This window comes from Streptomyces sp. CB02009 (assembly GCF_001905825.1).
Taxonomy (GTDB): domain Bacteria; phylum Actinomycetota; class Actinomycetes; order Streptomycetales; family Streptomycetaceae; genus Streptomyces.
On the sequence record NZ_LIVV01000003.1, the window covers coordinates 760,971 to 773,269 of the forward strand.

11 protein-coding genes are annotated in these 12,299 nt (G+C 73.3%); 8 read left to right on the forward strand and 3 right to left on the reverse strand.

All coding sequences use genetic code 11. The annotated features are described in order from the left end of the window. The first annotated feature begins 104 nt into the window (after window positions 1-104). From hydA to AMK27_RS16060, 4 genes are all read left to right on the forward strand, one after another. On the forward strand, window positions 105-1,508 hold the full coding sequence (gene hydA, locus AMK27_RS16045; protein ID WP_073907350.1) for a dihydropyrimidinase: 1,404 nt from the start codon (window positions 105-107) through the stop codon (window positions 1,506-1,508). A 10-nt stretch (window positions 1,509-1,518) separates the two neighbouring features. Then, entirely contained in the window at window positions 1,519-2,532 is a 1,014-nt protein-coding gene (locus AMK27_RS16050) for a TIGR03842 family LLM class F420-dependent oxidoreductase (protein WP_073907353.1), read from the forward strand. A 124-nt stretch (window positions 2,533-2,656) separates the two neighbouring features. Further along, the gene (locus AMK27_RS16055; protein ID WP_073907355.1) at window positions 2,657-3,220 is read left to right on the forward strand and encodes a GNAT family N-acetyltransferase; all 564 of its coding nucleotides are present in this window, start codon (window positions 2,657-2,659) and stop codon (window positions 3,218-3,220) included. 193 nt (window positions 3,221-3,413) lie between these two features. Beyond that, window positions 3,414-4,964 (forward strand): NCS1 family nucleobase:cation symporter-1, encoded by a 1,551-nt coding sequence (locus tag AMK27_RS16060; protein ID WP_073907358.1) that lies wholly within the window; start codon window positions 3,414-3,416, stop codon window positions 4,962-4,964. Here the strand turns inward: AMK27_RS16060 and AMK27_RS16065 are convergent. From AMK27_RS16065 to AMK27_RS16075, 3 genes are all read right to left on the reverse strand, one after another. After that, window positions 4,918-5,730 carry a serine protease gene (locus AMK27_RS16065; RefSeq protein ID WP_073907361.1) on the reverse strand — a complete coding sequence of 271 codons (813 nt, stop codon included), beginning with the start codon at window positions 5,728-5,730 and terminating at the stop codon, window positions 4,918-4,920. The genes AMK27_RS16060 and AMK27_RS16065 overlap by 47 nt on opposite strands. Before the next feature lie 187 nt (window positions 5,731-5,917). Beyond that, window positions 5,918-6,805 (reverse strand): hypothetical protein, encoded by an 888-nt coding sequence (locus tag AMK27_RS16070; protein WP_073907364.1) that lies wholly within the window; start codon window positions 6,803-6,805, stop codon window positions 5,918-5,920. Window positions 6,806-7,126: 321 nt separating this feature from the next. Further along, window positions 7,127-8,194 carry a lipoate--protein ligase family protein gene (locus AMK27_RS16075; RefSeq protein WP_073907367.1) on the reverse strand — a complete coding sequence of 356 codons (1,068 nt, stop codon included), beginning with the start codon at window positions 8,192-8,194 and terminating at the stop codon, window positions 7,127-7,129. Window positions 8,195-8,306: 112 nt separating this feature from the next. Between AMK27_RS16075 and AMK27_RS16080 the strand changes: the two genes are divergently transcribed. The 4 genes from AMK27_RS16080 (at window position 8,307) to AMK27_RS16095 (ending at window position 12,165) form a co-directional block, all read left to right on the forward strand. Then, on the forward strand, window positions 8,307-9,143 hold the full coding sequence (locus AMK27_RS16080; RefSeq protein WP_073907370.1) for an inositol monophosphatase family protein: 837 nt from the start codon (window positions 8,307-8,309) through the stop codon (window positions 9,141-9,143). Window positions 9,144-9,215: 72 nt separating this feature from the next. Then, window positions 9,216-10,643 carry a phytoene desaturase family protein gene (locus tag AMK27_RS16085; RefSeq protein WP_073907727.1) on the forward strand — a complete coding sequence of 476 codons (1,428 nt, stop codon included), beginning with the start codon at window positions 9,216-9,218 and terminating at the stop codon, window positions 10,641-10,643. A 9-nt stretch (window positions 10,644-10,652) separates the two neighbouring features. Next, window positions 10,653-11,273 (forward strand): L-threonylcarbamoyladenylate synthase, encoded by a 621-nt coding sequence (locus AMK27_RS16090; protein WP_073907374.1) that lies wholly within the window; start codon window positions 10,653-10,655, stop codon window positions 11,271-11,273. A 130-nt stretch (window positions 11,274-11,403) separates the two neighbouring features. Next, entirely contained in the window at window positions 11,404-12,165 is a 762-nt protein-coding gene (locus AMK27_RS16095; protein WP_073907377.1) for a metallophosphoesterase, read from the forward strand. Window positions 12,166-12,299: the final 134 nt, after the last annotated feature.

Sequence of the window (12,299 nt, forward strand, 5' to 3'; positions counted from 1 at the left end):
CCCCGCGCCCCCGCCGTACCGGGACGACACGGTCCCGCCGTACCGAGAGCCACACCGTCCCGCCGTATCGCGATCGGCCCGCCGCATCGAGCAGGGAGAGTCCCGTGAGCATCCGAACCGTCATCCGGGGCGGCCTCGTCGTCACCGCCGCCGACGAACTCCACGCCGACGTGCTGATCGAGGACGGCCGCGTGGTCGCCCTCGCGGCCCACGGCTCCGACGCGGCGGCCGCCTGGACCGCCGAGCGGACGATCGACGCCACCGACCGTTACGTGCTCCCCGGTGGCGTCGACGCCCACACCCACATGGAGCTGCCCTTCGGCGGCACCTTCGCCTCCGACACCTTCGAGACCGGCACCCGCGCCGCCGCCTGGGGCGGCACCACCACCATCGTCGACTTCGCCGTCCAGAGCGTCGGCCACAGCCTGCGCGAGGGACTCGACGCCTGGTACGCCAAGGCCGACGGCAACTGCGCGATCGACTACGCGTTCCACATGATCCTCTCCGACGTCAACGAGCACACGCTCAAGGAGATGGACCGGCTCGTGCAGGAGGGCATCACCTCCTTCAAGCTCTTCATGGCCTACCCCGGCGTCTTCTACAGCGACGACGGCAAGATCCTCCGGGCCATGCAGCGCTCCGCCGACAACGGCGGGCTGATCATGATGCACGCGGAGAACGGCATCGCCATCGACGTCCTCGTCGAGCAGGCCCTCGCCCGCGGCGAGACCGACCCCCGCTACCACGGGGAGGTCCGCAAGGCGCTCCTGGAGGCGGAGGCCACCCACCGGGCGATCCAGCTCGCCCGGGTGGCGGGAGCGCCGCTGTACGTCGTGCACGTCTCGGCCGAGGAGGCGGTCGCCGAGATCGCCACCGCCCGCGACAAGGGGCTGCCCGTCTTCGGCGAGACCTGTCCCCAGTACCTGTTCCTCTCCACCGACAACCTCGCGGAGCCGGGCTTCGAGGGCGCGAAGTACGTGTGCAGCACCCCGCTCCGGCCCAAGGAGCACCAGGCGGCGCTCTGGCGCGGACTGCGCACCAACGACCTCCAGGTGGTCTCCACCGACCACTGCCCGTTCTGCTTCGTCGGACAGAAGGACCTCGGCCGCGGCGACTTCTCCAAGATCCCCAACGGGCTGCCCGGGGTGGAGAACCGCATGGACCTGCTCCACCAGGCCGTCGTCGACGGGCACATCTCGCGGCGCCGCTGGATCGAGATCGCCTGCGCGACACCGGCCCGCATGTTCGGCCTGTACCCGCAGAAGGGCACGATCGCCCCGGGCGCGGACGCCGACGTCGTGATCTACGACCCGCACACCGTCCAGACCCTGTCCGCCGAGACCCACCACATGAACGTCGACTACTCGGCGTACGAGGGGAGGACGGTCACCGGCCAGGTCGAGACCGTCCTCTCACGGGGCGAGGTCGTCATCGACCAGCGCAAGTACGTCGGCCACGCCGGTCACGGCACCTTCGTGCCGCGTTCCACCTGCCAGTACCTGAACTAGGAGAGCGACGTTGGATTTTGGACTCGTCCTGCAGACCGACCCGCCGGCGTCGCAGGTCGTCAGCCTGATGCGCCGCGCGGAACGCAACGGCTTCCGCTACGGCTGGACCTTCGACTCCGCCGTCCTGTGGCAGGAACCCTTCGTCATCTACAGCCAGATCCTCGAACACACCACCAGGCTCCACGTCGGACCGATGGTGACCAACCCGGGGACCCGTACGTGGGAGGTGACCGCCTCCACCTTCGCCACCCTCAACGACATGTTCGGCAACCGGACCGTCTGCGGCATCGGCCGCGGCGACTCCGCCATGCGCGTCGCCGGCCGCGCGCCGAACACCCTGGCCCGGCTCGGCGAGGCCATCGACGTCATCCGCGACCTCGCCGAAGGACGGGAGGCACAGGTCGACGGCAACCCGATCCGCATCCCGTGGATCAAGGACGGGAAACTTCCCGTCTGGATGGCGGCGTACGGGCCCAAGGCGCTCGCGCTGGCCGGACAGAAGGCCGACGGCTTCATCCTCCAGCTCGCCGACCCGTTCCTCACCGAGTGGATGGTCAAGGCCGTCCGCCAGGCCGCCGCGGACGCCGGCCGCGACCCGGACGCGCTCACCATCTGCGTGGCGGCGCCCGCCTACGTCACCGCCGACGACTCCCCGGAAGCCCTGGCGCACGCCCGCGAGCAGTGCCGCTGGTTCGGCGGCATGGTCGGCAACCACGTCGCCGACCTGGTCGCCAAGTACGGCGAGCACTCCGGCATGGTCCCGGAGGAGCTCACCGCGTACATCAAGGACCGGCACGGCTACGACTACGCGCACCACGGCCGGTCCGGGAACCCCGACACCCGGTTCGTCCCCGACGAGATCGTCGACCGCTTCTGCCTGCTCGGCCCGGCCGGGGCCCACATCGAGAAGCTGCGGAGGCTGCGGGAGATGGGCGTGGACCAGTTCGCCGTGTACGCCATGCACGACGCCAAGGAGACGACGATCGACGCCTACGGCTCCGAGGTCGTCCCCGCCTTCAGCTGACACCCCCGGGGCGCGGGGCCCGGCCGCCCGCCACGCGGCCGGGTCCCGCCTCCTGGACCCCGCGACCCCGCGACCCCCTGAATCCTCAGCACGTCGTCGCGTTCACGATGGATACGATCGGCCGATGAACGCCACCGTCCTGCTCGCGGCCCCCGCGACGCCGACCGCGCCCGCTCTCCTCCTCCGGTCCTGGCGGGCCGACGACGTGGCGGAGCTCGTCGAGGCGTACCGCGATCCCGCCCTGCGGCGCTGGGCGGTCGCGCCGATCGGGACCGAGGACGAAGGGCTGGCGTGGGTGCGGGCCCAGGAGGCGGCGTGGGAGGCCGGTGGGCGACTCGCGTTCGCCGTCGTGGAGGAGCCGCCCGGCGGGGAACCCCGGCGGCTGGCGGGCGGCGTCGTGCTCAAGGGCGTCGCGCCCGGCACGCCGTCCGCAGAGGTGGGCTACTGGACGGCGGCACGCACCCGTGGGCGAGGGGTGGCTCCCCGGGCCCTGGAAGCCCTCACCGCCTGGGCGTTCGACTCCTTCCGTGCCGACGGCCTGGAGCGCCTCGAACTCCTCCACCAGGCCGACAACACGGCCTCCTGCCGCGTCGCGCAGAAGTGCGGCTACGCGTTCGACAGGACCCTCCCGGCAGCGCCGCCCGCCTTCCCGCTCGACGGCCATCTCCACGTACGGGAACGGCCGTAGACGCCCGGGGCCGTCCGACGGGGTGACGGGGGTCTACCCGCGTCGCACGCCGAGTGGAAGAATCGGTCCCCCACTCCTTGGCTGCAAGTGGTCCTTGACAGACCGCGACGGAGCCGATCCGGCATGGCACCCCTCGCCCCTCCCGGGGCGACACCTCGTTCCGTCCTCCCCGCCGAACGAAGGGTTCCTCCGTATGACCGCGACCATCCCCCCGGAGAGATCCGCAGGCCCCTCCGAACCCGCCGCACCCGGCGGACGCGTCGAGCTCGCCCCCGGCACCACCCCCGACGACCCCCGCTTCGTCAACGAGGACCTGCTCCCCGTCCCCGTCGCCCAACGCCGCTGGACCACCTACAACTTCGCCGCCCTCTGGGTCGGCATGGCCCACAACATCCCGTCCTGGCTGCTCGCCTCCGGTCTCGTCGCCCTCGGCATGGACTGGAAGCAGGCGGTGCTCACCATCGCCCTCGCCAACGTCGTGGTCCTGCTGCCGATGCTGCTCACCGGGCACGCCGGCCCCAAGTACGGCATCCCCTTCCCCGTCCTCGCCCGCGCCTCCTTCGGGCTGCGCGGAGCGAACCTGCCCGCCCTCGTCCGGGCCGGCGTCGCCTGCGCCTGGTTCGGCATCCAGACCTGGATCGGAGGCCAGGGCATCTTCGTCCTGCTCGACAAGGCCTTCGGCGGCGGCTGGGCGGACGCGTCGAGGATCGGCGGCCAGCCCTGGACCCTCTGGCTCTGCTTCGCCCTGTTCTGGGCCCTCGAACTCGCCATCATCTACCGCGGGATGGAGGCCCTGCGCCGCTTCGAGAACTGGGCCGCGCCCTTCGTCATCGTCGGCGCGCTCGTCCTCCTCGGCTGGATCGCGTACCAGGCGGGCGGCCTCGGCCCGCTGCTCGACCAGCCGTCGAAGCTCGGCTGGGGCGCCGACTTCTGGCCGGTCTTCTTCCCCGCCCTCATGGGCATGATCGCCTTCTGGGCGACGCTCAGCCTCAACATCCCCGACTTCACCCGCTTCGGCGCCGGCCAGCGCTCACAGGTCCTCGGCCAGTCCCTCGGACTCCCCACCACCATGACCCTGTTCGCGCTGCTCTCGGTGCTCGTCACCTCCGGCTCGCAGGCCGTGTACGGGGCTCCCGTCTGGGACCCGGTGGCCCTCGCCGCCAAGACCGACAACGTCTTCGGACTGCTCTTCGCCCTGGTGACGGTGCTCGTCGCCACCCTCTCGGTGAACATCGCGGCGAACGTCGTCTCCCCGGCGTACGACCTCGCCAACCTCGCCCCGAAACGGATCGACTTCCGCAAGGGCGCGCTGATCACCGGAGTCGTCGGCGTGCTCATCATGCCGTGGAAGCTCACCGCCACCCCCGAGCTGTACATCTTCACCTGGCTGGGCCTGGTCGGCGGCCTCCTCGGCACGGTCGCGGGCATCCTGATCGCCGACTACTGGCTCGTCCGCCGCACCGTCCTCGACCTGCCGGGGCTCTACCGGGCCGACGGCCCCTACTGGTACCGGGGCGGCTGGAACCCGGCGGCCGTGCTCGCCTTCCTGGTCGGCGGTGTCCTCGCCGTCGGCGGCTCCCACTCGGCCCCGGGCACCGGACCCTTCCCCGAGGACGGGCTGATCCCCTTCCTGAAACCCCTGTCCGACTACGGCTGGGCCGTCGGCCTCGCCGCCTCGCTGCTCCTCTACACCGCCCTCATGAGGCGCGCGGCGGCCGGCCGGTCGTCCGCTCGATCCAGCTGAGATAGGAGCGCACGCGGGTGTTCACGGCGGGAGTGTCGGTGGCGCACTCCTTGCCGTAGGACACCAGACCGACGACGTACGGCCGTCCCCGCACCACCCGCACCAGGGGGCCTCCGGAGTCGTACTGGCAGGTGTCGCGCCCGGGGGCGTACGTGCAGATCTGAGTGGGGGCGATCTGCGTCATGCCCCGGCTCGCGCAGGCCGGGTTGCTCATCGTGGAGAGGGCCACGGTCCGCAGCACGTCGGAGGTGCGCCCGCCGAACGAGGTGGTGCCCCAGCCCGGCACCTCGACCTGGGTGCCGTCGACACCACCGGGAGCGGACGCGGCGGGCAGTGCGACCGGGCGCACGTCGCGGTTGAGGGCGAGCGGCTCGGCGAGCTCGACCAGGGCGATGTCGTTCCGCTGCGTGCCGGGGTCGTAGTCCGGGTGCGGGACGAAGCGCGCGGGCGGGGCCAGGACCGCGTGGGGGCTGTCGGACCCGGTCGTCAGGTCGTGGTCGCCCAGCAGGACGCCCACCCGGGTGGGATCGCTGTACGAGCCCGTCAGGCAGTGGGCGGCGGTGAGGACGTACCGGTCGCCGATCAGCGCCCCGCCGCACATCACCCGCCGTTCGAGGACGTCCACGAGTCCCGCCATGAAGGGGTACTGGTGGGGTCGCGCCTCCTGCCCGCCGACCACCGCGTGCGCGGGCGGCGCGATCCCGAGGGGGCCTGCCGTGAGCAGTGCGCCCGCGACCGCCGCGAGGAACCTCTTCGCCCGTGCCACCTGATCTCCGTACCGTCGACGCCGTGTTCCGGGCCGTCGGCGTGCTGAGACGTTTCCGCACGTCCACCGCACGCCGCGCCGACCCGTACGGGCTCAACGACGCGGGCCGGATACGGTCACCTGCCCGCGGGGCCGGACCGGTGACCGCGGGCGGCGCGGCCCTGGCGAGTGGGTGCGACCGGCCGACTCAGCGGGCGGCGTCCGGGGCCCAGCCGGGGACGTGCGTCGCCGCGGCCGCTTCCCAGGCCGGGACGCCGCCGGGGAACGGCCAGGCCACGGTGCGGTCGTACCCGCTGACGATCGCGGTCAGGTCGTCGGCGAGAGCGCGGCTCCGGTGCGCGATCCGCGACGCGGCGAGCGGCCCCTCCAGAGCGGCGACCCGCTTCTCGTACTCCTCCACCGGACGGGCGGAGAGGAGCGCCACGGCCGCGGGGTCCACGACCGCCCGCGAAAGTATCAGCACCTCCGGGCGCCCGCCCTCCGCGAGCACCGCCGTCAGGCGGTCGTGGCCGTCGAGCACCACGGGGGAGTGGAGCCCGCTGATCCACCAGGCGAACACCGGAGGCAGGACACCCTCCCGGTACTGCCGGCGGTACGCCTTCACCCGCGGCGCCTCCGGGGCCGACAGGGCCCGCAGCGGCAGCAGGTCGCGCGCGTCCTCCTCCGGATCCCCGTATCCGAACCAGGTCAGATGCCCCCGGTCCGGGTCGTGGGCCAGGAGCTTGGGCCAGTTGACGGCCTTGAACCACCGGTGGACGTCGGGGAGAAGCAGCCAGTCGCCCGCGTGGAGCGGCCCCTCGGCGGCCCCGCGCAGCTCCGCCTCCGCGTGCGCGGCCCAGCGTTGCCGCCACTCCGTCGAACCGGGCGCCCCGAACTCCGCCACCGCACGCGCCCGTTCGGCCCTGAGCGCGGCGAGCGGGGAGACGTACCGGCCGGTGCGCGCGTAGTGCAGGCCGCGGTGGGTGGCCCGCTGCCGGGCGAAGAGCACGGGGGCGGCACCCTGCATCAGCACCAGCCGGCGCCCGTCGGCGCACTCCACCCGCAACCCCGGCTTCACCGGCCCCTCGACACGCATGCCGCCACCCTACGCAGCACTCCCGCCCGCGCGGCGCGTGCCCGTCGGCGCCCCGAGCCCGGAGTCACGGCGGAGCCCCCGAGCCCTGCCGGGAACCCCGACTGCGCCCCCGGGCCCCGGAGTCACGGTGGCGCCCCGGAGTTACGGCTGCGCCCCCGAGTCCGGCCCGGAGCCCCAACTACGCCCCCGAACCCTTGAGTCACGGCCGCGCCCCCGCGCCGCAGAGTCACCGGCGGCACCTCCGGCCCGGCCCTTCCCGGAGCCCCGACTACGCCCCCGGGCCCCGGAGTCACGCCCGCGCCCCCGGTCGCCGCCTCGCCGCTACGGCACCCGCCCCGTCCACTCCGCCGTCCCGAACTTCGTCTCCGCGAGCTCCTTCGCCCGCGTCAGCTCGTCCTCCGTGACCCGGCCCTCCGACAGGCCGTACCGGCTCCGGAAGGAGGCGATCATCCGCTCGATCACCGTCTCGCGCGGCAGACCGGTCTGCCGCCGCAGCGGGTCCACCCGCTTCTTCGCGCTTTTCGTGCCCTTGTCGGAGAGCTTCTCGCGGCCGATCCGCAGCACCTCCGTCATCCGGTCGGCGTCGATGTCGTACGCCATCGTCACGTGGTGGAGGACCGCCCCGTGGCCGGTCACCATCCGCTTCTGCGCCGCGCCCGCGATCTTGCCCGCGTCCGTCGCGATGTCGTTGAGCGGCTGGTACCAGGCGCGGATGCCCATGTCGCCGAGCGCACCGAGCACCCAGTCGTCGAGGTACGCGTAGCTGTCGGTGAAGGAGAGGCCCTGCACGAGGGCGTCGGGAACGGAGAGCGAGTACGTGATCGTGTTGCCGGGCTCGATGAACATGGCCCCGCCGCCGCTGATCCGGCGCACCACCTGGACGCCGTGCCGCGCGGCCGCCTCCGGGTCGACCTCGTTGCGGAGGGACTGGAAGCTGCCGATGACCACCGCGGGGGCGCCCCACTCCCAGACCCGCAGGGTCGGCGGTCTGCGGCCCGCGGCCACCTCGGCCGTGATGACCTCGTCGAGCGCCATGTGCAGGGCGGGGGACTGCGGCGGCTCGTGGATCAGCTGCCAGTCGTAGTCGGTCCAGTCCGTGGCGTGGGCGAGCGCCCGGCGGACCGCGACCCCGACGCCCTCCGCGGTCAGCCCGAACATCTGCGTCCCCAGCGGCAGTGCCGCGTCGATCCGCGCCGCGAGCCCGGACGCGTCGGTGTCGACCGGCGCGCCCTCCAGGGCGCGGTCGATCGCCAGGATCGCCTCGTCCGGTTCGAGGAAGAAGTCGCCCGCGACCCGGACGTTCCGCAGGACCCCGTCCTCGGCGTCGAGGTCGACGACCACCAGCTTGCCGCCGGGCACCTTGTACTCACCGTGGTACGCGCCGTGCACGGAACCCTCCCTGTACGTAAGGGGTGAACTCGGCCAAAGGGTACTCCCCGGGGAAACGGAGGGTGACAAATCCGCCGGTCCGGTTGTCAGCGCCCCGTGCTTAGCTGGACGCATGAGTGAAGAGTTCCTTGACCTTGTCCTGGCCGGCCGTACGACCGAGGTGGAGGAGGCGGTCCGCAAGGCGGCCGCCGCCGAGATCATGCCGCGCTTCCGGCAGCTCGCCGCCGACGACATCGTCGAGAAGAACGGTCCGCACGACCTGGTCACGGTCGCCGACCGGGCCGCCGAGGCCCACCTCACGGAATCCCTGACCGCCCTGCTCCCCGGCTCGGTGGTGGTCGGCGAGGAGGCGGTCCACGCCGACCCCGCCGTCTACGACGCCCTGCGCGGCGACGCCCCCGTCTGGATCGTCGACCCCGTCGACGGGACCCGCCAGTTCGTCCACGGCGACCCCGGCTTCTGCACCCTCGTCGCGCTGGCCCGGCACGGAGAGCTGCTCGCCTCCTGGACGTACGCACCCGCCCTCGACGAGTTCGCCGTGGCCGTACGGGGCCGCGGTGCCACGCTCAACGGGCAGCCGCTGCACGCCGGTTCACCCGCTCCCGGCGAGGTCCTCGAGGTCGCCACCTCGCACCCCGACTACACCACCCCCGACCAGAAGCGGGCCCTGCTCGGCCTGGCGGCCGAGGGCGTCGCCCCCCGGCCCTGCGGCTCCGCCGGGCTGGAGTACCTGGCCGTGGCGCGCGGCGCGCTCGCCGCCACGGCGTTCTCCTGGGAGTACGCCTGGGACCACGCGGCCGGGCTGCTCCTCGTCACCGAGGCGGGCGGGACGCACACCACCGTCGCGGGCGAGCCCTTCCGGATCACCGGCGGGAACGCGCTGCCGTTCACCGCGGCCCGGGACGCGGCCACCGCCGACCGGATCCTCACCCTCCTCAGGGGCCGGTGAGGGCGCCGGAACCACCGGCCTATCCTGGGAGCCCTGGTCATCGGCTGACGAAGGAGTCCGAAGGTGTCGAAGGTGACGTCGATGCTCGATGCCGTCGTCGTGGGGGCGGGACCCAACGGACTGACCGCCGCCGTCGAACTGGCCCGCCGCGGCTTCTCGGTGGCCGTCTTCGAGGCGAAGCCGACCGTCGGCGGCGGCGCCAGGACCGAGGAGCTCACCCTCCCCGGCTTCCGCCACGACCCCTGCTCCGCGGTGCACCCCCTCGGGGCCGGCTCGCCGGTCTTCGGGACGATGCCCCTGAAGCGGTACGGACTCGACTGGCTCCACCCCGAACTGCCCATGGCCCACCCGTGGGACGACGGCACCGCCGCCGTCCTCGCCCGCTCGGTCGCCGAGACCGCCGCCTCCTTCGGGCCGCGCGACGCGGGCGCGTACCGCAGGCTCGTCGCCCCCTTCGCCGGCAAGTGGGACACCCTCGCACGGGACTTCATGCAGCTGCCGCTCACGGCGCTGCCCCGCGACCCGGTCACCCTGGCCCGCTTCGGCCTCGCCGGACTGCCGCCGTCCACCTGGCTGATGCGCCGCTTCCGGGACGAGAAGGCGCGCGGGCTGTTCGCCGGGCTCGTCGCCCATGTCATGGCCCCGCTCGGCGGGTTCGCCACCGGCGCCGTCGGCCTGGTCTTCGCGCTCGCCGCCCACGCCGGCGGCTGGCCCGTCCCCCGGGGCGGCTCGCAGTCGATCTCCGACGCCCTCACCGCGTACCTCAAGGACCTCGGCGGCGCCGTCCACACCGACTTCGAGGTCAAGCGGCTCGACGACCTGCCGCCCGCCCGCGCCTACGTCTTCGACACCTCGCCGCGGGCCCTCGCCCGGATCGCCGGCTTCGGCGGCCACTACGACCACTACCGGTACGGCGCCGCCGCGTTCAAGATCGACTACGCCCTGGACGGCCCCGTCCCGTGGACCGCCGAGGCGGCCCGGCGCGCCGGAACCGTGCAGATCGGCCCCACCGCCGGCGAGATCGACACCGCCCTGCGCCAGGCGTCCACCGGCACCGCGCCCGACGCGCCCTTCCTCATCACCGCCCAGCCCAGCGTCGTCGACCCCTCCCGCGCCCCCGAGGGCAAGCACGTGTTCTGGGCGTACGGCCATGTGCCGAACGGCTGGCAGGGCGACCTCACCGACGCCGTCGAGCGCCAGATCGAGCGCTTCGCCCCCGGCTTCCGCGACCGCGTCCTGGCCCGCGCCACCGCGGGACCGTCCCAACTCGCCGAGCGCAACGCCAACTACATCGGCGGCGACATCGCCTGCGGCGCCGCCTCCGGCCTCCAGCTCGTGCTCCGCCCCACGCTCTCGCTCCGCCCCTACGCCACCCCGCACCCGGCGGTCTTCCTCTGCTCCTCCGCGACCCCGCCAGGACCCGGCGTGCACGGCATGTCCGGGCATAACGCCGCGAAGGCCGTCTGGCGCCTGCTGCGCGCCTCCGCCCGGGAAAATTAGACTGCCCGCATGGCGAAGTACTTCGACGTGCACCCCGACAACCCCCAGCCGCGCACCATCGGCACGGTGGCAGACAGCATCCGGAACGGAGCGCTCGTCGCGTACCCGACCGACTCCTGCTACGCGCTGGGCAGCCGACTCGGATCCAAGGACGGCATCAGCCGCATCCGGACGATCCGCGACCTCGACGACCGGCATCACTTCACGCTCATGTGCCAGAACTTCGCCCAGCTGGGCCAGCTCGTGCACATCGACAACGACGTCTTCCGCGCGGTCAAGGCGGCGACCCCCGGCCCGTACACCTTCATCCTGCCCGCGACGAAAGAGGTGCCCCGGGCGCTCCTCCACCCCAAGAAGAAGACCGTCGGCGTCCGCATCCCCGACCACGTCGTCACCCAGGCCCTCCTCGCAGAGCTCGGCGAACCCCTGCTCTCCAGCACGCTGCTGCTGCCCGACGAGGCGGAGCCGCTGACGCAGGGCTGGGAGATCAAGGAGCGGCTCGACCACCTGGTGGACGCGGTCCTCGACTCCGGAGACTGCGGAACCGAACCCACCACCGTGGTCGACTTCTCCAGCGGCGAGCCCGAGATCCTGCGCCGCGGCGCGGGGGACACCACACGGTTCGAGTAGCGGACCCCGCCGGGGCGCGTCACCGCCGCGGGCGGGCCACGCCCCGGGAAGCGGCCCTTACGGCACGGACCGCGACCACCGTACGGTCGGGTGGGCAGCCGCCCGCCCGACCGACGGAGGACCGAGCCACGTGATCGTCATCGCTCATGTCAGCGACATCCATGTCGACCTGAAGCAGCGCAGTGCCGACCGCACCCGCGCGGTCATGCGCCACCTGGAGGAACTGCCGTACGACCTGGCGGCCGTCGTCGTCACCGGCGACCTCGCCGACCACGCGACCCCGGACGAGTACGCCCTCGTGCGGGAGCTGCTGACCTCCCGTCACCCGCTCCTCGCCTGCCCCGGGAACCACGACGACCGGGCCGCCCTCCGGAAGGTCCTCCACCCCGAGGCGACCGGCACGCGTCCGTACGCCCCCGTCAACCAGGTGCTCAGGGGCGAGGGCTTCGTGATCGCCCTCTGCGACTCGTCCGTGCCCGGCCGGCACGACGGATTCCTGGAGGACGAGACCCTGGAGTGGCTGGACGGCGTCCTCGACGCCACCCCGCGCGACACACCCGTCCTCGTGGGCTTCCACCACCCGCCGGTCCCGCTGCACACCCCGTACGTGGACGGGATCCGGCAGTTCGGCGAGGAGCGGCTCGCCGCGCTCGCCGACCGGCACCCGCACCTGACCGCCTTCCTCGCGGGCCACGTCCACACCGCGGCCGCCACCACCTTCGCCGGGCGCCCGCTGCTCGTCGCCCCCGGCGTCGTCTCCTCGATCCGCCTCCCCTGGGAGCGGCCGGTGACGCATCCGCACCTCCACCTCGACCAGCCGCCCGCGCTCGCCTTCCACGTCCTGGGGGACGACGGCAGGCTGACCACCCACTTCCGGTCGGTGGTGGTCTGACCGCGCTCACGGCCTCCCGACCGGCCTCTCGACCGACCGGCCTACTGCCTCCCGACCGGCCGCGCGCCGGCCGCGCGCCTGGTGTGGGGCCGCCCCGGGCGCGGGGCCGCCCGTTCGGGGCCGGACCTCGGGCG